21 protein-coding genes and 2 pseudogenes are annotated in these 22,238 nt (G+C 36.7%); 5 read left to right on the top strand and 18 right to left on the bottom strand.

The genetic code is table 11. The annotated features are described in order from the left end of the window. The first annotated feature begins 22 nt into the window (after window positions 1-22). Window positions 23-550, top strand: coding sequence for a rhombosortase (gene rrtA / locus ACGHEH_RS10100; RefSeq protein WP_390444743.1), 528 nt, complete (start codon window positions 23-25; stop codon window positions 548-550). Between the two features lie 54 nt (window positions 551-604). Here rrtA and ACGHEH_RS10105 read toward each other — a convergent pair whose 3' ends face one another. The 5 genes and pseudogenes from ACGHEH_RS10105 to ACGHEH_RS10125 form a co-directional block, all read right to left on the bottom strand. Next, entirely contained in the window at window positions 605-814 is a 210-nt protein-coding gene (locus ACGHEH_RS10105; RefSeq protein WP_390444746.1) for a hypothetical protein, read from the bottom strand. A 26-nt stretch (window positions 815-840) separates the two neighbouring features. Then, window positions 841-1,344, bottom strand: a pseudogene (locus tag ACGHEH_RS10110) (alpha/beta hydrolase). Window positions 1,345-1,769: 425 nt separating this feature from the next. Further along, entirely contained in the window at window positions 1,770-3,671 is a 1,902-nt protein-coding gene (locus tag ACGHEH_RS10115) for a S9 family peptidase (RefSeq protein WP_390444748.1), read from the bottom strand. A gap of 119 nt (window positions 3,672-3,790) precedes the next feature. After that, complete coding sequence (locus ACGHEH_RS10120; RefSeq protein WP_390444750.1) at window positions 3,791-4,444, bottom strand: outer membrane beta-barrel protein; 654 nt, start codon at window positions 4,442-4,444, stop codon at window positions 3,791-3,793. Window positions 4,445-4,547: 103 nt separating this feature from the next. Next, window positions 4,548-5,732, bottom strand: a complete 1,185-nt coding sequence (locus ACGHEH_RS10125; RefSeq protein ID WP_390444752.1) for a serine hydrolase domain-containing protein — start codon at window positions 5,730-5,732, stop codon at window positions 4,548-4,550. 199 nt (window positions 5,733-5,931) lie between these two features. On the opposite strand from ACGHEH_RS10125, the gene ACGHEH_RS10130 reads away from it, so the two are divergent. Next, window positions 5,932-8,043 carry a winged helix-turn-helix domain-containing protein gene (locus tag ACGHEH_RS10130; RefSeq protein ID WP_390444755.1) on the top strand — a complete coding sequence of 704 codons (2,112 nt, stop codon included), beginning with the start codon at window positions 5,932-5,934 and terminating at the stop codon, window positions 8,041-8,043. 44 nt (window positions 8,044-8,087) lie between these two features. Here ACGHEH_RS10130 and ACGHEH_RS10135 read toward each other — a convergent pair whose 3' ends face one another. From ACGHEH_RS10135 to ACGHEH_RS10155, 5 genes are all read right to left on the bottom strand, one after another. Continuing rightward, window positions 8,088-8,378 (bottom strand): YciI family protein, encoded by a 291-nt coding sequence (locus ACGHEH_RS10135; RefSeq protein WP_390444758.1) that lies wholly within the window; start codon window positions 8,376-8,378, stop codon window positions 8,088-8,090. 41 nt (window positions 8,379-8,419) lie between these two features. Beyond that, window positions 8,420-8,602: a ribosome alternative rescue factor ArfA gene (arfA, locus tag ACGHEH_RS10140; protein ID WP_058029774.1), complete on the bottom strand. Its 183-nt coding sequence runs from the start codon at window positions 8,600-8,602 to the stop codon at window positions 8,420-8,422. An 83-nt stretch (window positions 8,603-8,685) separates the two neighbouring features. After that, window positions 8,686-9,051 (bottom strand): hypothetical protein, encoded by a 366-nt coding sequence (locus ACGHEH_RS10145; protein ID WP_390444761.1) that lies wholly within the window; start codon window positions 9,049-9,051, stop codon window positions 8,686-8,688. Then, the gene (locus ACGHEH_RS10150) at window positions 9,036-9,731 is read right to left on the bottom strand and encodes a hypothetical protein (RefSeq protein ID WP_390444763.1); all 696 of its coding nucleotides are present in this window, start codon (window positions 9,729-9,731) and stop codon (window positions 9,036-9,038) included. The genes ACGHEH_RS10145 and ACGHEH_RS10150 overlap by 16 nt, the downstream gene beginning before the upstream one ends. Window positions 9,732-9,801: 70 nt before the next feature. Then, on the bottom strand, window positions 9,802-10,179 hold the full coding sequence (locus ACGHEH_RS10155) for a hypothetical protein (RefSeq protein ID WP_390444765.1): 378 nt from the start codon (window positions 10,177-10,179) through the stop codon (window positions 9,802-9,804). Between the two features lie 355 nt (window positions 10,180-10,534). Here ACGHEH_RS10155 and ACGHEH_RS10160 point away from each other — a divergent pair, with 355 nt between their 5' ends. Together ACGHEH_RS10160 and ACGHEH_RS10165 are read left to right on the top strand one after the other, a co-directional pair. Further along, window positions 10,535-11,503 (top strand): dihydrodipicolinate synthase family protein, encoded by a 969-nt coding sequence (locus ACGHEH_RS10160; RefSeq protein ID WP_390444768.1) that lies wholly within the window; start codon window positions 10,535-10,537, stop codon window positions 11,501-11,503. A 207-nt stretch (window positions 11,504-11,710) separates the two neighbouring features. Continuing rightward, complete coding sequence (locus tag ACGHEH_RS10165; protein ID WP_390444770.1) at window positions 11,711-11,989, top strand: hypothetical protein; 279 nt, start codon at window positions 11,711-11,713, stop codon at window positions 11,987-11,989. 312 nt (window positions 11,990-12,301) lie between these two features. Here the strand turns inward: ACGHEH_RS10165 and ACGHEH_RS10170 are convergent, their stop codons facing one another. The 8 genes from ACGHEH_RS10170 to ACGHEH_RS10205 all read right to left on the bottom strand — a co-directional run bounded on the left by ACGHEH_RS10170 (window position 12,302) and on the right by ACGHEH_RS10205 (window position 21,232). Beyond that, the gene (locus ACGHEH_RS10170) at window positions 12,302-13,219 is read right to left on the bottom strand and encodes an SUMF1/EgtB/PvdO family nonheme iron enzyme (protein ID WP_390444773.1); all 918 of its coding nucleotides are present in this window, start codon (window positions 13,217-13,219) and stop codon (window positions 12,302-12,304) included. A gap of 5 nt (window positions 13,220-13,224) precedes the next feature. Next, window positions 13,225-15,126 (bottom strand): sulfatase-like hydrolase/transferase, encoded by a 1,902-nt coding sequence (locus tag ACGHEH_RS10175; protein WP_390444776.1) that lies wholly within the window; start codon window positions 15,124-15,126, stop codon window positions 13,225-13,227. 267 nt (window positions 15,127-15,393) lie between these two features. Further along, window positions 15,394-15,750, bottom strand: a complete 357-nt coding sequence (locus ACGHEH_RS10180) for an SMI1/KNR4 family protein (RefSeq protein WP_390444779.1) — start codon at window positions 15,748-15,750, stop codon at window positions 15,394-15,396. Between the two features lie 61 nt (window positions 15,751-15,811). After that, window positions 15,812-16,282 (bottom strand): hypothetical protein, encoded by a 471-nt coding sequence (locus ACGHEH_RS10185; RefSeq protein WP_390444781.1) that lies wholly within the window; start codon window positions 16,280-16,282, stop codon window positions 15,812-15,814. Window positions 16,283-16,400: 118 nt separating this feature from the next. Next, window positions 16,401-17,093 (bottom strand): hypothetical protein, encoded by a 693-nt coding sequence (locus tag ACGHEH_RS10190; protein ID WP_390444784.1) that lies wholly within the window; start codon window positions 17,091-17,093, stop codon window positions 16,401-16,403. 708 nt (window positions 17,094-17,801) lie between these two features. Then, window positions 17,802-18,803 (bottom strand): hypothetical protein, encoded by a 1,002-nt coding sequence (locus ACGHEH_RS10195; RefSeq protein WP_390444787.1) that lies wholly within the window; start codon window positions 18,801-18,803, stop codon window positions 17,802-17,804. Between the two features lie 572 nt (window positions 18,804-19,375). Next, a complete protein-coding gene (locus tag ACGHEH_RS10200; RefSeq protein ID WP_390444790.1) occupies window positions 19,376-20,377 on the bottom strand; it encodes a hypothetical protein in 1,002 nt (333 codons plus the stop codon). A gap of 483 nt (window positions 20,378-20,860) precedes the next feature. After that, a complete protein-coding gene (locus tag ACGHEH_RS10205; RefSeq protein WP_390444793.1) occupies window positions 20,861-21,232 on the bottom strand; it encodes a hypothetical protein in 372 nt (123 codons plus the stop codon). A gap of 98 nt (window positions 21,233-21,330) precedes the next feature. On the opposite strand from ACGHEH_RS10205, the pseudogene ACGHEH_RS10210 reads away from it, so the two are divergent. Next, a pseudogene (locus tag ACGHEH_RS10210) lies at window positions 21,331-22,063 on the top strand (IS110 family transposase). Window positions 22,064-22,238 lie beyond the last annotated feature (175 nt).

The following is a 22,238-nucleotide window of genomic DNA, read 5'->3' on the forward strand; positions in this document are numbered from 1 at the left end:
TTCGTTATTAAGCTTTACCTTAATGGTCCTTAATACCAATGACTTACTAGAGTTTCATCGAGATAAAATCGCAGCAGGTGAAATCTGGCGCATCTTTACAGGCCAATTTGTACACGCGAACCCAACACACTTACTACTTAACATTGTTGGTATTGGTTTTATATGGCTGTTACACGCAGAACATAGAACACAAAGCCAATACTACCTTCATACCGCTTTCTTAGCTTTATGGACAGGACTTGGTATTTGGCTATTTGTACCTGATATAAAAGTCTATACCGGCCTAAGTGGCCTGTTACATGGCGTTATTGTTTGGGGCGCACTTAAAGACATTCAAGTTGGTATGCGTTCAGGCATTCTTTTGTTCGTTGGTATTTGGGCAAAACTCGCTTGGGAACAATGGGCTGGACCAAGCGCTGAAGTAGGCGCACTGATCCAATCGCGTGTCGCCATTGAAGCACATTTGATTGGTGCCATTGGTGGCCTGGTGATGGGATTAGGGTTAATTACAAACAAATTAAAAGACAAGTCAGAAACAAAGGCTAAATAATTAAATTTTAAAAAGGCCATAGTGTGATATGGCCTTTTTAAATTAATCGACTCACTAGTCGATGAGTAAAGCTTTTATCGCGTCATCTATTGCATGCTCAACAACTGGGATATGATCTACATCGTATTCCAGCTTTATCATTTCAAGCCCTTTAAGTTGCTCATATTCCAGCATCCCTTCAAACCAATCAACATATCTGCCATTACTTATTTTACCTCTTGCTGCAATTAAGATGGCTTTGCTTTTTAAACGACTATCAAGCACGCCTTTATCAGAAACAAGTAAAGGAGTTATTTCTGTATGCGCCCAGAAACTAGCATCGAACGAAACATGCGCGCTAAAAACGGATCTTGCGGATCATCCATTAACATGGCTAAACCTACAAACAAACCGGTATAAGAGTGTCCAACTATACTGCGTTTAGATTGATTTATTGGATAATTCGACTCTAATTTTGGCGCTAACTCATTAACAATGAAATTAAAGTAATCTTGCCCTAACGGCCATTGAGATTAATCCTCACGGTGCTTGTAGCTAGCATCGACAAAGTTTTCAATGCCAACAATAATGGCTTCAATTTCTAGTTCATCCAAACTATCAGCCACTTTACTAAAATGCCACTCTGCGTCTAAAACATATAAAACAGGGTAAGTTTTATTGGCACTTATGTTTTTTGGCAAATATATCTGAATTGGATAAGTAACACCTGTAAATGAAGAAAATAGATTAATATTAAATAAAGGCTTGTACAAATAACCTTGTTTTAAGAACAAATTTGGTATTGGAAGCGACACACATTAACTGTGCTTGGCTCTTTATTCAATGCTCTGTCAAGCACAAATAAAAAAGATAAGATTATTATCTATTCGCAATAATTTTCGATTACTTTATAGTTGCTCATTTCAACTTTTTTGTATGTATTTATTATTTTCTGTTTCAATAATCTCGAATAGCTTTACACCACACGTTTCTTTTCCATTAGGTAATTCCACATAATCGTATAAAGCTTCATAATTTCAGTTTTCTTGTGCTTCAAATGTAAGGACCATCAACCATAGGCTGAAGATAAATATTTTGAGCGCACCCAGATAACATGACCACAGCCGCAGATAACAGAACCTTTTTCACAAGTTCTCCTTTTTATTTATATAAAAAAGCCAGAATACATAAATATCCTGGCTATAAAATTCCTGTGAAAGGTACTATGAAGTTGTGTTTTTTACAACGTTTCTTCTAACCACTTGAAGAACTCACGCTGCCACACAATGCCGTTTTGCGGTGTCAGTACCCAATGGTTTTCTTCTGGGAATAATAAGAAGCGACTTTTTAAGCCACGTAACTTAGCAGCTTGGAAAGCCGCAATGCCTTGCTCAAGTGGTACACGGTAATCTTTTGCTCCGTGGATAACAAACATAGGCGCATCCCACTTATCAATGTGATTGATTGGATTAAATTGACCGTACGCTTTGTTTGTAGATGCGTTATTTTCCCAATAAGCACCACCAAGTTCGTTATTAACGAAGAACAGTTCTTCAGTTGTACCGTACATGCTGCGTAAGTCGAAAATACCACAATGTGCAATAAAGGTTTTGAATCGGCCTTCATGGTTGCCTGCTAAATAAAACGCAGAGTAACCACCGTAACTCGCACCTACAGCACCAATTCGAGACTTATCAACGTAAGACTCTTTCGCAACATCATCAATCGCAGCAAGGTAATCTTCCATGACCTGACCACCCCAATCGTTACTGATGTCTCTATTCCATTGCTCACCGTGACCAGGCATACCACGACGGTTAGGTGCAACAACAATATATCCCTGAGAAGCCATTACTTGGAAGTTCCAACGGAAAGAATAGAACTGTGAAAGTGCAGACTGTGGACCACCTTGTAAATAAAGAAGTGTTGGATACTTTTTCTTCTTATCAAAGTTCGGCGGGTAAATCACCCAAGTCAGCATGTCTTGGCCATCTGTTGTTTTAACCATACGCTTTTCAACGTTTGGTAAATCAAGACTCGCATAGAAAGCGTCATTCTCTTTGGTGAGAGCTGTCAACTTTTTGCTGCGAAGATCAAAGCGATAAATCTCACGCGCCGCATTCATGCTATTGCGGGTAACGATGAGTTTGTCTTTTAGTACTGCAACAATACCATTTACGTCAAACTGACCTTTAGTAAGTTGTTTAATTTTTGGCATTGACCTGCCTTTTGAGCTAACACCAACTTGAAAAAGTTGTATAGTGCCGTCAATTGGTGCAATGAAATAAATGCTCTTACCATCGTGACTCCACTTAAAGCTATTTACCGTACCGTCCCAGTGTTCGGTTAAGTTATGGTCACGATTTTTAATTCTAACAATAATGTCGTTTTTATCAGCTTCGTTACCAGCTTCATCCATTTGTAGCCAAGCTAAGTGGCCATTAGGAGAGAATGCAGGGTATTTATCGTAACCTAAGTTACTTTCAGTGATATTGGTCGTCTTTTTGCTTTTCAAGTTATAACGATAGATATCAGTATTTGTACTTTTTACATACTCTGTGCCAGTAAGTTTTTTACTAACATAGTAAATGTTTTCACCTTTTGGGCCCCATGTATAATCAGCTACACCACCAAACGGCGATGTTGGGCTATCAAACGGCATGCCCTTCATGATATCTACCTTTTCTTCTGTCTTAAGATCTTGGTAGAAAACATGCTTATATTTACCGTCTTTCCATGTATCCCAATGACGGTAATTTAAATCGTCAAACACATACGCATTGGCCTTACCCAGCTCTTTATAACGATCTGTCGCAAGTACATCTTCTAGCTGTACTTTTTTATGGAAAAGTTTTTTAGTGCCATCAGGTGACAGGCTTTTGTCAATCACAACACCTTGGTAGTTTTCTAAAAGTTGTGCATCGCCACCTTTCAAAGAAACCTGATAAACTTTGCTATCAAAACTATTGTTTTCAATGCTTGGTGTCGTAACTTTATAAATGACGTGGGTTTTGTCTTTATTAAGGCCTAAAGCGCTTACTCTTTTTAGTTCCCATAACTTTTCGGGTGTCATCACCTCATTGGCAAAAGCACCAACACTAAAAGCCAGTCCTAAGCTGACAGATACAATCGTTCGCATCATCGCGAATGTCCTCCAAAAATAAATCGATGTAAGAGTACATAATTAGAGGACGCGTGAATAGTAGATGAGATAATATAATGATTTATATTATTGAAGCTTGTTTGTTTTAGAAGCTGAGTTTAAAAAGTCCAGCCTAACACTAAAGATAAGTCGTTTATTTTATGGGAATAACTGACATCAGCAGTATATACTCCTTGTTCGGTTTCTTTAATACTGAATTGAGAGTACTCAAAACCTATATAAATACTATCTGAAACTTCATATTCAGAGCCAACTGAAAAATATACGTCTCTTCCACTGTGGCTTTGTTCTTGGATATCATTTATGACTAACATAGCTGGCGAATACTGTTTATAACGCCAATTCGCTAAACCAACTCGCAAATTTACATTCAATTTTGCATTAATATTTACATGACCCTTAATACCAAATTTAAGCGCGTTTGTTTCGATTGGTAAGCTAACAGGGATAGATTTGAATACGTAATCATGTATAAAACCTGAAGGTATTTTTAGTATGTACGAATGATCTGCCTCACCATAAAAATGCTTAGATAACTCAACCGAAAAATATTCCGAAATAGGTAGACCAAATCTAATACCATGAGAAGTTGAGTTATTACTAGAAGAGCGTTTGTCTCCTATATCAAAGTCTTGAGATGCGTGGAGCTTATGAGAAGAAGACCCGATTAAAAACTCAGTCGTAAAAGAAGGAGTAGAAGACGCGAATGAATTTGATGCTAAGAAAACGAGTCCAAAAAGATATTTGTTCATTACAGCCTTAAAGATATAAATTGGCCGATAATGATAACACTTATCATGCAAATAATTGAAAGACTACATAAAAATATTCAACTTTATGTAGCCTTATAAAACTTTATAAAAATGCAGGTAAAACCGTGTTTAAAGCGGCATCGAGTATTCTATCTTCTCTGTCGTGGCCCTTTATCACAACAACCAAATCAAGATCTTTGACTGAAATAACATATTGGCCACCACCGCCCCATGCAAAGTTAGCTTTAAACTGTTTATCATCTATCGAAATATCCGTCTGATAAATAAAGTAGCCATACATAAAGGTTTCGGGGATCCAAGTATCAAGCGGGTCAACAATGGCTGAAGTGGCTTTATCTAAATACGCTTTAGAAACAAGTTGCTTACCTTGCCACTGACCATCATTGAGTAATAGGCTTCCCCATTTTAGCATGTCTCTTGATGTGAATTTGGCACCATATCCGCCAGTGGGTAACCCACTGATAGACTCTCTCCATTGATAATTTTTAATGCCTAACTTATCAAGCAATTCGGTTTTAATAAATTGCTCTGCACCACCAGGCACAACAGCATCAATGACTTGCATTACCAGCACATCATTTAAATTACCATATGCATAGGCTTGTGACGTTTCAGTAATCGCTTTAGAGTTTTCAAAAATGGCTTGTATATGTTTTTTGCCTTTCAGATTATCAGGCTGTTTTTCAATCTCTTTAATCGTTTCTTGATCAATTTTAATTCCTCCACGCATTGTAAGCGCTTTATGAAGCGTTATTTTTTCAACACCAGACACAAATTTACTCGAATCTAAGTCAGAGAAAAAACTCATTAATGGTTTATGTAAATCGTCTAGTGTTAAATGTCCCTTTTGAATTGCGATACCAACTATAAGACTCGTAAGGGCTTTTGTCGCAGAGGCTTGCCCAGTCGGTAAATCTACTCTTGAACGACGGTAATAAGATTCATAAATCAATCTACCTTTGTGACTGATAAGTAAACTGTCATACAAGCCATACTTTCCTGACTGAATGTCTTTTGATAATTGAATAATTTGACTTTTATTTTTGGTAATTTTAGAAAGGTCACCTACTGCTAACCCATCCGATCTTTCTTCGGGACGAGTACTAATATAAGCACTTTCTAAGTATGGTAAATCCCAAAATGACATGGTTTGCTCAGCTTTACTTGCGAGTGGAATGTTCTTATTAAGTTCATCTGAAAGTGCATCACTAGATAAAATGCTCATAGAAACAATTAGAGTAATGCTTAATTTTGTTTTAAGACTCATACAGCCTCCTTTTAGTCAGTCGTACAACAAAGCTACTAAAAACATTTAAAAACACATGAACTGACAATGATTTTCTACTGATGTTTACCTGATAATTTTTAAAAGCATATATATCAGTCGGTTAGCGAATTGCGTTTTGAAAGGCCCAAAGGTACTCTATTCATAAATAACTTAATTCTAATTGGCACTTCGAGCTGGCATGGCAGAGCAATATAAAATTGGCGAGTTTCTTATAGACCTTTCGCGCAATCAAATTACACAAGACACTAAACCACAAATCATTCCGCCAAAAGCCCTCGCCGTACTCACTTACTTAGCCAAACATCAAGGCAAAGTGATTAGTCAAGATGAATTATTAGATAACGTTTGGAAAGGCACTGTTGTCTCACCTAACACATTACAACGCAGTATCGCGCAGCTCAGAAAAGCATTAGGTGATGATGGTAAAGAGCAAACCTATATTAAAACCCATGCAAAACAGGGTTACAGCCTTGAGCAAAACGTACATTGGCTCACCAAAGAAGAAACAATACTCTTCCAAAAGCAAGATCCTGAAGATGTCCCTTTAGGCAGAGATAACAAAGTAAGTCAAAGCGATAGCTCTTCAAAAAGTTATAAAAAGCAGATGTTAAACAAACCATCTTTCTTGTTTACATTCATATTATTAAGCCTTGTACTGATAAGTAGTTATTACTTCGCAGCACAACCATCAAAACCCTTTTCCATAGGAAAAATACGCGCCCTCACCGCAACAGACGGCAAAGAATTAGCCAGTATTTATTCACCAGACGGTAAGTACATTATTTTTCATCGCTACTCAGAAGAAGAATGTATTAACGATATTTGGGCGAAAAACCTAGAAACACAGCAAGAATATAAACTCAGCAAAAATATGGATATCTATGGACAACAACGCTTCTCAAAAGACGGGAAGAAAATTATTGTCATCCGAACCGTTGACTGTGCTGAACCTATTACGCAGAAAAAATGCTATCAGCTTATGAGCCTTGATTTCGAAAAAGCACTAAACGCACCTCAGGAAATGGATTTAATCCTAGAGTGCAAAAACTCCGAGATTAGAAGACCCTATTGGATGAACAATGGTAATATTGCGCTAATGCAAAGACACACTGAGCGTTGGAAACTGGTGAGTTTTACAAGTAATCAGAGTCAAACCAATGTGATCCATGATGGCTTTGTTTATCACTATGACTACTCGCCAAAACAAGATTTACTGGCCGTCACAAGTATTAAAGAAGATAGCCAGTACTATATAGATATCATCAAACCTAACGGCGAGCTGATTTCTAGCCACCCAATTAATTTACCTCCAGAAATTACAGGTTATCGTTTTATTCGCCCTAACTTTTCACCAATTGAAAATACATTAATTTTTAGTACAGGTAGGCAACTTTTTTCAATGACGTTTGATGGCGAAATACAGAATATTAGTATTCCCGTTGACAAGCCTTTCTCAAGTCCAATGTTTCACCCTGATGGTGATAGAGGCCTGGTTATAAAAGGGGTATATGATACTGATATAATTTTAGTCGATATAAACGAAGGTTCATCTAGTGTTATTTCAAGGTCAAATACAGGTGAAAATAGTGCAGTGTATCAACCAAACGGCAATTACATTGCCTTTGAATCAGAACGGTCGGGTGACGAACAAGTTTGGGTAACAAATCAAAGTACCACTACGCAACTGAGTCACTTACCCACTGACAGTTATATCTCTGGTTTGAAATGGTCGAGAGATGGTAAAAATATATTAATGAACGCAAATAGTAGTTTATTTAATATTTCTTTAGATAAAGTACAAAAACAAATCACGACAAGCTTACCCATACTTGCATTATTACACTGGGACGATAATAAAAACTCGGCATTGGTATTTGCACAGTTCAATGGAGTGAAAAAGCTGGCTAAAGTAGACTTAACTTCAGGCACAGTGCAAAAGCTAACAGACAAGCGTGTCAACTGGGCAACAAAAACGGATACCGGTGCAATTGTACTCACCGATCATATGGATAAGTTTTGGATTTCTAGCGCGATAGAGTATCAACCTATCACCGCACTTAATATGCAAGGCGGTGATAACAAACGCTTCTTCACCCGCAATAATAAGATTTACGGCATAAACAACCAAAATCAAGCTTGGCGATATGACATACAAACTAAAGAATTCGATACTATTACGACACTTACAAAGAACACCGAAAATATTACAGATATAAAGAACAACAAACTGTTAGTGACAAAAAGGCAAGTTGCCAACAAAGAAGTAGTAGAGTTACTCCTAGTTAAATAAGTACCTAAAGCTAGAATGCTTAAGATACTTATTTAAAAATCGGATTAATCTTGGAGAAGAAACTTCAATGGCTGCGCAGCCATGGTTGGTAAAATTTCTGTAATTTCATAATGCGCAAGAGCTTCAATAAAGAATGGGTCTTGCGCAATTACCTCATCTAACTGCTTTCTATCTTTAATTGTAGAAATGATTACACCACCCGTTCTTGGGTTCTTACGGCCTGACAAAATAAAGTTACCATTGCCATAATGCTTCTCTAGAAACGTTTTATGCTCTGGAATGTATTTATCAATGACGCTAAGCGGTGCACAGTAACTCAAAGACACAATAAACATAGAAAATCCTTATCTATAGAACAAAAACCTTATCTTAAAGCTTAGGCTGCCTTAAGGTAAGGCTCTCGGCCTTTATGTTTATTGCTACGTTGATAACTGCCCTTACCTTTTTTAGGCTTTTCGACTTTACTCTTAAACAACACGCTTGTGACAAGCGCCTTAATCGCATTATCTTTTATCTCACCACGATGGTGGTCGTGTTGATATTTTTTGTTTTTACTCATCAATTCCTCTTTTAAAAATGAGTTAATCTCGAATTGGCTATCGTATATAAAAAACCTATAAAAACAATCAATATTTAATCAATTTAAAGTTTTTTATTTGGTGCGCCACCATGAAAGTTTATGTACAGCTGCTGTAAATTTTTAGGGACCAATGGCCAGCCAAAATCAATGGCTTCAGCAGTACAAGAAAAGAACAAGTGCTCAACATAATAGACATCAATATATTCAGCTTCGATATTTGAAGCCGACTCAAATTTTTTACTCATGTAATTTAAATAAGATGTAGCTTTATCGATATCGCCCGAATTGAAGGCTTGGTTTGTTAACTCTGCAATAGCTTCGAGCCTAAAAGCATAAGCCCACTTTTCATGCTGCTCCATTAACGTAACAGCTTCAGGAAAATGTTGAGTAATATCTTTTAAAAAGCGTCTAATTACGATTTTTGACATAAGAGTTTTGCGTCATTTAATCTATTGAGACGAATTTCAACATGCGAAAGCAATCTTTCAATTGCGTCTTTGTGGTTGAGCAGTTCACCTGCAGTCGTGCGGATCTTTTTTATTTCGCTAAGTTTAGGGTATTCTGCTTTACCTTTAATCATGCTGAATCGGATAGCTAATGAAAAATATGAGAGGTATAAATTAAACACTTCTAAATCATTCGCTTCAACTTCTTTAAATCCTAATTTCTGGGCTCTTTTAGCGTTAAAAAAATACGACGTTGCAAATATTGCTCTTTCAGGTTCAAGCTCGCCATCCTGAGTGCGTTTACATAACTCGTTTAAGCCATCTAGAATCCCTTTTAAAACTTTAAGTTGCGCTTTATGTCCATATTCATGTCGCTTTATATTGATTAAGTAGTCATAGATAGAACCAACATGTAGATGCAATTCACGATTTGATTCTGTATAAATCAACAATGGTGAAAGGTAAGTGAACCTGCTAATACGACTGTACAAAGGTGTTAGTAGTATTGATTCGAGTACAGGTGACAAGAAAAACAGTACGGCACAATATAAAAATAAATATGGTCCTAAGGGAATTAATAAAAAAGGCAAAATTGGAATAAAATACACAAAAGAAAGCGCACAAGTTTGTACCCTGCTAAATGGCTGTAAAAATGCATTCATAATGATTCTATTTATTTTTGAAATAAAAAATTTTAAATTTTAGATAGGACAATAAAGTATGCTGCGAGTACTAGATTACCCCCAAAAAGCCCATTAGCCCGACTGATAACAAGAGTGACCACTGCGGTAACTTAATGAATGTACGCATCTTAAAAAAATACCACCCAACCACAATAAACACGACAGAAAAAAAGACAAAACTTGCAGAAAGTAAAATCACAAGATTCTGGAATTCAACAAAATTAAACCAACCAATAAAGCAAAATGCAGCAGCAGAAATAAAAAGCATCACAGATACCATATGCCAGCAGCCTAACAAAGTTGCTTTTGGTATATCGGGTAAGTCAGATTTAAGAAAAGGTCTGACCGGATCAATCTGACCTGCAATTATATGAACCAATGCCGTTAGGAGCGCCAAAATACCTGCTGAAAAAATTAATGTATTCATCTTTATTCCTTTAAGAATTAATTACAACTCGACCTAAAGCCAAAATAAAAATGGATTGTATGAGTTAAATCTAATAGTTGTATTACATGCTACCTTTAATCAATGTACCTAATAATGAACATTTAGAAAAGTTTCTTTCCAAAATGCATAAAAACAACAAGCCTCACTTTCTGCTTTTATTAATATTCTTTTAAGTACACTCGAGCGTTAAACACACTCAGAGTGTGTACTCTGTACTAAAGAGTAAAGTCAATAAAACTCATACTTTGCTGAATGGGATTTAGGTGCTACAATCAAATTGTATATTTTATACGATGTTATTTATGATACGTTTTTTATTCTTTAAGGTATTACGATGGAAACAAACAGTACAGATTGGCGTTATACGGTTATGCCAGCCGTTTTTACATGGCTAAAAGAGTCTGAGTCTGGCGCTTTAGAAATTGACCTTGCAGCAACACAAAAGTATGCGGCAGATATTTTAAGAGTTGAAGGTAAAGCAGGAACCAGAATGGGCGGTTTAGTTGGCTCTGGCACACTTGGCGAAAATAGCTATTTAACGAATGAACAACGCTTATCTTTACTTGCTTCTCTTTCAGAAGTAGCCAAAGAATTTAATGTACCTTTAATTAGTGGTGCAGCGGCAGAAACAAAAGAAGAATTAGCCGATATCGTAAAAGAACTCGCAAAAGTGGGCGTTGATACAGTCATGGTTATGCCGCCAAAAACCGAAGCTACACCATCAGATGATGAAATGTATGACTATTACGCGTTATCAGCGTCTGCAGCTAAAGAAGCTGGCGTAACGATCATGCCATATAATAATCCAGATGCCGCAGGCTACCATGCTTTATCAACTTCATTATTAATGAGACTTGCAGCTTTACCTGAGGTAACAGCGCTTAAAATCTCAACTACTGATGTATCTGTCATTGAAACACTAATGCTAGAAAACAAAGAATTAAAAGTACTTGCTGGTGTCGATACTGTTACCGTACACGCAGGTCTTGCTGGTGCGTGCGGTGGTATTACTGGTGTTGGTTGTATCTTCCCTAAAGCAAGCGTTACGATGCAAGAGTATGTAAATAAAGGGCAATGGGCAGAAGCGAACAAAATTTCTCAAGCAATGAACTCTATTTCATACCTAGATGCCCAACCATTACTTCTAGAGTACTTAAAGTTTGCGTTTGGTGTTCACCATAATGACGCTGAAGGCGGCTTACGCACACTTGGAAAGAAACTGACTCAAGAACAAATTGAAGATGTTAGAGCAAGATACTTGCTGGCTAAAGAAAGACTTGAATTGCTAGGTTTAGCTGAGTAAACCTTGTCGAGGTAAATCAATAGCTCCACTTACGGAGCTTTTGATTTACTAAAATGCTACGAAATAAAAGCAAAATGGAAATAACTACTCATGGAGTTTATAAGAATCCTCGCTAAATTTTAGCTTATATATTTCGCTATCAAACCAAAAACGCTCAACGACAGTCCACAAAGAAGTAAATAGTTCAACGTAGTAGATTTTAGTAATATGGGAGAAGGTAATTCTGTAAAAGTATTTTTTAAAGGTAAAGAAAAAATCCTAGGGTTTAGCCCTAAGCAAAATATTGAAATTGTAGCGCCTATTGATATTACTAAATCACTTTCTGAGCTATTTTTTGTAAAAAAACCTACAAAACCAGAAATAAAGAAAGTAAAACTAATACAACAACATATAATTAAAACTAGTTTATCCTTAAATGGTAAGTTTCCCACTCAATCCTCCATAATAAAAAATTTTATAAGTTTGAAATTGGCTTGCGCCAGATAAGTTTCGCTATATTTAACAAATTGATTTCATGAAAATTACGACGATAATAATCATTAAATAGTAATAACAATATCAAACTTTACTATATTAATATACTCATTTTTTGGATTTATCTGTAATTAAAAACCAGTGTCTATCATTAGTCAAAAGCGACTAATATCAAAACAACTTTGATTTTATATCTTCATTTCCTAAGTTAAATATCGAGCCAACTCTGAACTCTATAAATAATTAGATCCTAGGAGCAAATCCAAAATTAGTAGTCAGAACGAGCAAGCTTTGTATTTACATGTTCAGTTAATTGTTGTGTGATTAATTTGCTGAATCGCTATCTCTTACTGTTCTAAATCCAATATGGCTAGTACCTAAACCAATTTCTTGTGGTTGTCTTGCCGATGGTCGATACCTAGCACACGCATTTTTTGCGCATAAATGCGAACCGCCTTTGATTGTATAATGAGCACTACCATCTTTGTTATAAGGATCCGCAGTCCACTCCCAAACATTGCCTATCATATCGTATAAACCTGCCGAACTTGCAGGATAACTCATCACAGGCGCTGTAGCTAAATAACCATCGTCCAACGTGTTATTGTGAGGAAATATTCCTTGCCAAATATTTGCTTTAGGCGTGCCTTCATTGTTGACTGAATCTTGTTGATTAAATTTAGCTGCATACTCCCATTCTTTTTCACTCGGCAGACGTCTGCCAAGCCATTTTGCGTAAGCTTGTGCATCTTTTAACGCGATATGAGTCACAGGATGTTTTAATTGATCAGCCACAGACGAAAAGTCACCTCTTGGATTTTGCCAATTTGCTTGTTGATTAAACGTCCAATACCCGCTTTTAAATGCTGCAGGAAACACATAGATGGCAGAGCCGGGTTGAAAAGATAAATCTGGTGCATTTGGATAATCACTGCGTGATGGACCAGTTTCAGCTAATGTTTGATAGCCTGTCTCTTTTACAAAATCGGCAAATTGCCCAATGGTGACTTCATGGCTGTCTATACAAAACCCCTCTACAAATACCTGTTGTTTAGGCAACTCTTCAATATAGTGTTCATCTGACCCCTGAATAAAATACCCCGACGTTAAACAAACCTCAGAATAGGCATAAGGTTGGTCTACAGGAGGTTCACTGCAACCAACTAAACTAATCAAGGCAGAGATCACAAACGTAGTAAATCTTGAGTTTAAAACCAGATTTTGAATTAATCTCTTTTCCATAGCCATTATTTTTTTGGTTGGTTTTTTAAGCTATTTAAGATGTTTTCAAGTTCAGTTAAGATTGAACTTGCGTCATTACTTCCTAAAATCAAATCTGACGTTTCTGCTGGATCTAGTTGTAAGTCATAAAGTACTTTTGAGCTATCTTTATTTTCTATTAGCTTATAACGGGCATTTCGAATAGTAAATGCATCATCAGTTTGAGAAAAAATATGCGTTCTGCTTTCGCCGCCAGATTGTTTGAGTAACTGCGTAAAAGATTGACTGTTATTTATAGAAGCTACATTTTGCCCAGCAATATCTAAAATAGTACTGTAAAAATCAGTACCATTTATAAGCGCTGTCTCTCTCTTTGCTATACGCTCAACCCCCTTACCCGCGACTATCATTGGTACTCTAATGCCACCTTCGTTTATCGAGCCCTTAGCGCCACTCAAAGGTGCATTTCGGTCTCTTACTGTACCCGGCGTACCATTATCACCAATAAATAAAATAACTGTATTTTCTAAGGTTTCAGTGCCTAAGCTTGAAATCAAGCGGCCAATTTCAGCATCTAGCGCTTCAATAGCAGCCAAGTAGTAAGCTCTCGAATTTGCTTCGATATCTTCTTCGGTGCCTGACAGTTTTCTGTTGTGTAAATCACTAGGCGGTAAATGAAATGGGGTATGCGGCGCGTTATATGCCATCCATAAAAACCACGGGGTTTCATCAGACAGACTATCTAACCAGTTAATTGCCCTATTTGTAAACTCAGTCGTGGTGTAAGTGGTCATATCTATCATTTGGCCATTTTCAATCAAAGGCCAATCATAATAGTCTTGTACGCCACCACTTCTAAGCCCTGCAAAATAATCAATACCTGATTGATTAGGGTCACTAAAAGCATCCCCTAAATGCCACTTGCCTATTAAAGCAGTTGCATACTCTTGCGTTATAGCATCAGCTTTAAGTTGTTCATGTAGCGTTGTTTCGCTCAGATCTAATACGTCACCTGGAGAAAGTACTTGAGTTTGAATACCATATTTACCCGTTAACAGAGTTGCCCGAGTAGGTGAACACACAGGGTTAACCCATAAGTTTTCAAATACTAAACCTCTTTGTGCAAGTGCATTCAAATTTGGCGTATTTGGTACATCAGAAGAAAGTGAATATTGTGCTGAAGCATCTTGCCCCATGTCATCAGCAATGAGCAGTAGAATATTGACAGGCTTAGTCGCAACTGGATCTGTGTCGTTTATTTTTAAATTGAAAGAAGTTGATGTGCTTTCATTATGAATATCAGTGGCAACAATAGTGACAATAACATTCCCCTTCACTATTGGCGTCCCAGAGATGCTGTTATCTGTAACCTCTAAACCAATATCACTATTAGATAAGACTATCTCATATTTAATTTCATCATCATTTACATCAATAAAATGAGTGTCGTTTAGTGGTAGTTGCCACATAAATTGACTACCAACAGTTAAAGATTGATTGTCAAAAGCCTGTTTAAGCTCTGGCGGTGAGTTTACTGTAAGTGTAAAATCATAAGATGTTGACAATTTACTGGGATCTGTCGCAGTTATAACGACCTTATATGTTCCAGACTCTGGAGATTCTGCGCTGATAAACCCATTAATAATCGTTAGCCAAGGTGCATATGGTGTTACCTCAATTTCATAAGATAGTTCATCACCATCAGAGTCAGTAAATAAAGGTGAACTGCCATCAATATTTAGGTTAATAGTATTTGCTTTCAGAGTAAAAACATCACCAATAGGCGAATTTACAACTGGGGCGTGATTAGTATCAACTGCACCGGAGGTATCCCCCGTATTATCACTACCGCCCCCACAACCTAATAATGAAAAACTTAAAGCTATTATACTCAAAGCTTTGTTTTTATTAAGCGCACCGTAAAGCATATCAATTCCAATTATTTCGATTTCTGATACAAAGATACGCAAAAAAATTCAAAACAACCATTGTTTGACAGGTAAAGTTATGTAAAGACTAAGTAGCATGCCCGAGGTCAAAAATAGTGAGGCGCTTTATGAATATGGCTAATACCAATAGTTAAAGACTCTTAATTAAAATACATTTAACGCATATACAATCGAAAGCCACCTCATTAACATGAGCAATTATTATTTGATTATCAAAGTTCGCTCGCTCCGATAATGAGTTATGCGTTACTCGCCAGCCTCTAGAACCATTTGCTTAGCCCATGTGGTCACGTTTATCCACTTTTCATTGCTAATTCCATTATGCGACCAATATACCACCTCACCATTCTCATTGATGCAATAGTAATCAGAGTTGTTTTCACAGATAGGCATAAGTTCGACAGGTAAATCATAAAACTTTCGAGTACTTACCAATGCTTCGTAAATATCAGCATAACTAGGAGGATCTACGATTTCCAACGCTTCAAGTGGAGCATTTCCTAGATCATACCCAGATTTAATGAATGCCACATATTCTGGTGGAAAAATGAAACCTAGCTTTTCTTGAGCTTCTGCAATTTCAATATCGGTAGGTATTTTCACAACATACTCTTTAATTTGCTGAGACTTAAATTAAATACAACTAACGTCGACAACAATTTAGTTATATCTTTTTATTAAAGACTTGCATGGTTAGCTCAGTCCACTGCCCCAGATTATAAGCTTGCAATTTACTCTCAAAGTTACTGGCTTTTATACGTTGAACAAGCTGACTTTTACTCTCATCGTTAAAGTCATCCACTAATTGATATAATAAGCCCGAAAGTTCATGGTTGCCAGAGCCTTTAAGGTTTAATAATTCATATGCTCTTTTAACCGAATCTAAAAGTGAAATTTTATTAGATATAAAATCTTCTGCTATTTTCGATAACCAAAACGCTTCTGGAAACTCGAGAATGTCGTAATTTTCTAGCAACACAGCCACGCCATCTGATACGCAAGTGCTTTCATGCATTATTGTCTGAAATATAGTGGATTCATTATAGTGTTCTCCAACCCAATTAATGAAATCCTTAAAAGGTATTTCTCCTTTCATTGCCAGGTAGGAAACTAATGCAATTTCTTTTTGAATCATGAACTACTCTCAATAAAAACATCGCTTAGCTAACAGACAAAAATTAAATAAGCTAAATTCGCGCGAAATGACAAGCTTATTTAATTTTGTGCTAGTTTAGTGCATTGTCAGTTAAGCTTTATTCATTTTGATTAGGTGATGGGATCTGCTTACAATTACCCTTACTGTCACAGTTAATAATTGTTACTTTTCCAGAGCGAATTTTTACTGAAAACCCAAATCGAGCAAATGCTGCAGTCGCTCCCCTTATATTACTTGGAATATCAAATTGATATGTACCAATATCACTTACATTAAACGGTACGGTATTATTGTCACTATCTCTTGCTTCAATTAAGTCAATGATTACCGCATTTCCATCTATTTTAATAGAAAAAAGAACTTTCCCCCCATTAGCAGTGTTTATCCAATATTTGTTTAACTCTCCAGATAAAAAGCCCAATTTTCTGGCTTTATCTTTTACAGCTTCAATTGTTATTGAACTGACCCAAAGTTGCTCTTTAATGTAGTCTGTTAAATTATTCTGATTTCTAGAGTACTTTGGTAAATCCCAAACATTATCAATCACTGCTGAAGGTACTGTATTAGACACTGTATTGTCTTCAAATTCTTTAAAAGCATTAGAAATATCTTGAAACATACTTTTATCTGCTGACGAAGTACTCACTTTAATAATTTCTCGATGGCTTATTTGGCCATGGTCAGGGTCCCATTCAATATAGTTATGATATGTTTCGATTTTAGACTGAGTAAAATCTAATACATTGATTATATTACCAGGTTCACTTACGATGCCTGCTTTGAGTTTCATATCAGCCGAACTACAGCCATGACAAACCGTTGCGATTTTATTTGCAGCAAAAACTGAATGCATGAAGAAAAATAAAAAAAAACAGTATTACTTTTAACATTTAAATCATCCTTAAAAATTTATTTTCATACTTAAAATAAATGCAAGACCATTTCTCAAGTTTGTCTCACACCATCTAATTGTAACTTAATTTGTGTTTTTTGTAAGTTAATCGTTAAACAACAACCTCACAAATAATATGCCGTTTATAATTATAAATATCTAATTACCAGCCTGTGGTCTCAAGCACTTCTAGAGAAGACACAAACAAAGTTGAATCTAATCATTATCGATTGTAATCATCAAAAACACTAAAGCATTGTAATAACTTAATTCAGCTCTCTTAGAGTACAGAGCACGTAACGGTTATTATGTTTTTAGTGCGTCATAGCGCTTTGTTTAACGTCTAAAATAAGGTCTTGCATGTTTATGCTAGGTATTTAATATTCAGAACTTATTTTTTTATGTGGGTTATACATTAGAAGAGTTCTGTAGTCGAAAAATACGACTTAAAATGTTCGGTGAGTGTCTGATACCGAAAGTTGTAAATGGTTGTATTGCCGAAAAAAGCACCGAACGTTTCCACGTTCAGTGCTATATCTCGTGTCTAACGCAATCCCTGAATTTATAAGGGTTAGCGCTTAAGTGAGCAATTTTAGGCTAAAGCCACTAGTTATTTTGCTTTTCTATAACGTCTTCAATAGATACAGTACAAGTAGGACATTCCTCAAGCTTTTGAATCAACAAGTCGAGCATTTCTAACCTGCCCCCATTTGCATGTTGCTGCATTTTTAGAAAACGTAAGCTGTCTTGATTGAAACGATACGCATGGCTTTCTAAATCTTTTTTAAACTGTTCTTGATCGATAATACCATCTTTATCAACTTTGATTTTATTTCTATGTGGTACAATAAACTTTGAACAATGTGCTGTGCCGTCTTTTTGCGGCACTAAGATAAACTCATAACCATCTGTTGTCCTAAACAAAAATGGACGACCAAACTCTATTTGACGACCAAACTCTATGGTTTTCTTTACCGAGCCATCATAACTAGCTTCAGACCCGGCTTCACCTGCAAACAAAATCGAAAAGCTAGCTGACATTTTTGCCGAAAACGTGGTATTCACTATTTGATGGTGTTCTTTAAGAACTTGATATTCTGTATAAAAGCCGCTATCAAACAATGCAGATTTACAAAGGGTTACCATGCTGTGAGGTGTCCTTTCTATACCCGAACCATTGTCACAAAACTTGTCAAAGTCTAATGCGTAATTGGAATCTTTCATTACTAGTTTGGCTAAATTTCGTGTAGCGACTTCTGAAGAGACTAACTGCTTTACGCTATTTTTTACTTCTCCTCCAATTTCAACACCTTTTTCATAATTAAGCGTCAAGGCCTCATCGCGAAATGCTGTAAATTGGAAATGCATAACGGTATCTAATGCATCAGACTGAATGACAATGTGAATAGGCGCCGAGTAGGTGTTTTGTAACGCTTCTTTTATATTCACTCTTGCAATAAATTCAGCATAATTTCTTTGCTCATCTAAATTGGTACAGATCTTAGTCTCACCAACACATCCAATGACTTCAGCCACACCTTTTGCATACACTGAACTTGAAAACGATGCCAAAGCGATGGCTGCCAAAGATAAATATTGCTTTACCATATTTAATTCCTGTTAAATTTAATTTATTCCGTTTTTACAAAATCAAGCTGATTCGACTTACATGCCGCCTTGATGTATTTTTTGTAACTTAAGAGTATAATTTGCAACCAAAAATAAAACAATAAGTTAAACTATGTGCACGTGAGCATTTGAATGCAAATCTATACCTGAAAATATTGCTAAAACATATTTAGACGTCCCCGTCGCCTCCATTCCCACCACCCGAAGAGCAATTTGTTGTTATGCCATTTTCATTAATTGGTCGGTCAAACCCTGTTTCTATGGCTCATATTCTTTGCCCTGCTGACATTTTTAAAACCTATTTCATGCCCACTAACATATTCGGCAATGTGTTCATAATCTGAAAATGACTAATTTACGAGGACATGTGGTGTTTCCGACTCCACATCTCTTCGATTAGTTAATGTCTGATACCTAAAGTTGTAAATGGCTGAATTGCCGTAAAAAAAAGCACCGAACGTTTCCACGTTCAGTGCTATATCTTGTGTCTAACGCAATCCCTGAATTTATAAGGGTTAGCGCTTAAGTGAGCAATGTTAGGGCTAAAGCCACTAGTCACTTTGCATTTCTACAACGTCTTCAATAGTTACAGTACAAGTAGGACATTCCTCAAGCTTTTGAATCAACAAGTCGAGCATTTCTAACCTGCCCCCATTTGCATGTTGCTGCATTTTTAGAAAACGTAAGCTGTCTTGATTGAAACTATACACATGGCTTTCTAAATCTTTTTTAAACTGTTCTTGATCAACAAGACCATCTTTATCGACTTTGATTTCATTTCCAAGTGGTACAAGAAAGCGTGAACAATGTGCTGTACCGTCTTTTTTCGGAACTAAGACAAACTCATAGCCATCTGTTGTCCTAAACAAAAATGGACGACCAAACTCTATTTGACGACCAAACTCTATGGTTTTCTTTACAGAGCCATCATAACTAGCTTCAGACCCGGCTTCACCTGCAAACAAAATCGAAAAGCTAGCTGACATTTTTGCCGAAAACGTGGTATTCACTATTTGATGGTGTTCTTTAAGAATTTGATATTCTGTATAAAAGCCGCTATCAAACAATGCAGATTTACAAAGGGTTACCATGCTGTGAGGTGTCCTTTCTATACCCGAACCATTGTCACAAAACTTGTCAAAGTCTAATGCGTAATTGGAATCTTTCATTACTAGTTTGGCTAAATTTCGTGTAGCGACTTCTGAAGAGACTAACTGCTTTACGCTATTTTTTACTTCTCCTCCAATTTCAACACCTTTTTCATAATTAAGCGTCAAGGCCTCATCGCGAAATGCTGTAAATTGGAAATGCATAACGGTATCTAATGCATCAGACTGAATGACAATGTGAATAGGCGCCGAGTAGGTGTTTTGTAACGCTTCTTTTATATTCACTCTTGCAATAAATTCAGCATAATTTCTTTGCTCATCTAAATTGGTACAGATCTTAGTCTCACCAACACATCCAATGACTTCAGCCACACCTTTTGCATACACTGAACTTGAAAACGATGCCAAAGCGATGGCTGCCAAAGATAAATATTGCTTTACCATATTTAATTCCTGTTAAATTTAATTTATTCCGTTTTTACAAAATCAAGCTGATTCGACTTACATGCCGCCTTGATGTATTTTTTGTAACTTAAGAGTATAATTTGCAACCAAAAATAAAACAATAAGTTAAACTATGTGCACGTGAGCATTTGAATGCAAATCTATACCTGAAAATATTGCCATAACATATTTAGACGTCCCCGTCGCCTCCATTCCCACCACCCGAACAGCAATTTGTTGTTATGCCATTTTCATTAATTGGTCGGTCAAACCCAGTCTCTATGGCTCATATTCTTTGCCCTGCTGACGTTTTTCTAAACCTATTTCATGCCCGCTAAGATATTCGGCAATGTGTTCATAATCTATAAATGACTAATTTGTGGGGACATGTGGTGCTTCCTACTCCACATCTCTTTAATAGGGTTTAATTCTGGTGATTGGCGTAGCAGTTTAAAATTGACCTATAGACTCAACATGTAAGTTTTAGACTGAGATAATAAGCCGAGCTATTTGATGCAGTATTCCTATCCAACCAATTATAAATGCGGCATCTTCAAGCATACCTACTTTCTTAAATTCTTGAGCTTTATTTAAGAAAACTTCACCAAACGGTTTTGTATAGATAATTAATGACATGCAGATGCCAGGCCAAATAACAGCAGCGAGTAACCTTGATGTGTCACCAACATTAATTGCCAGCTCGACAAAAACGCCAACCGATAAAGAGATACCTATTAATTTAGCTAGTTTCCATCTTTCAAGGTTTTCAGAAAAAGTCATTTCATACTCTTTCGATGAGTAATACTGCCCAATAAAGCTTGGCAGCAGAAATAACATTACTGATAAAATTAACATCCTCTCGGTCCTATAAAACTAACGAAAAATATGGGCTCCCCGACCACTTCGCCACAATGTGCCATAGTGGTATTTGAACAAAAACGAGGTGAGTCCATATGTCTTTAATTAAAGTTGTTGGCATCGATTTAGCCAAATATGTTTTTAGTATCCATGGGGTTGATGAGCATGGCAAGTGCAAATTACTGAGCTGTAGCGTTTACAAAGTTCATCACACAGTGAGTATCATGGCTTCTAAATTTGTAATTCCTTATCGCCAAAGCGAAAAATGACTCCAATCATGTTGAAGCCATTTCCAGTATTTTAGAGGACGTTGAAAATGGTTTTCCCCAGCTTGATCGTGAACTATTAAACGATGTATGGCTCAGCGTACAAGGGCTTAATCCAGAAATATTAAAATACGACCGACAAGTCTATGCTCTTTCTAAACAAATCCCTGCTGTAAAATTACTAATGAGTATTCCAGGTATAGGCGAAGTCACTGTAACCGCTGTTGTTGCTACTGTAAACGATGCAAAGCACTTTAGTTCTAGCCGCCAATTCGCAGCATGGATTGGTTTGGTAACACGACAATACACAACCGGTGGCAAAGTACATTTAGGTCGTATCAGTAAACGCGATGACAAGCACATATGAACGCCACTCATCCATGGTGCTCGTGCTGTGATTGCTAACTGCAAAACGAAAACATACAAAACCAGTGTGTGGTTACAAAGCTTGATTGAATGACGTGGCTTTAAACGCGCTACTGTAGCCCTTGCTGCGAAAAATGCCCGTTTAATCTGGGCACTATTACGATCAGGTAAAGAGTATCAGGTGGATTATGTGTGATTTAATTAGCTAAGCGCGGTTCACCTAAACCGTTAACCCCACCGAGTCCAGCAATAGCAATTAACGATAACACGGTCAGACCGAGAGCAATAAAACCTGTTTAATCAGGAAGTAGAAAATACGGTCTAACGAATGAGGTCATTGCTCAAGCGCAAATCATCAGGGCGATAGTGTA

It is taken from the genome of Pseudoalteromonas sp. MTN2-4, from assembly GCF_042848605.1.
GTDB lineage: Bacteria > Pseudomonadota > Gammaproteobacteria > Enterobacterales > Alteromonadaceae > Pseudoalteromonas.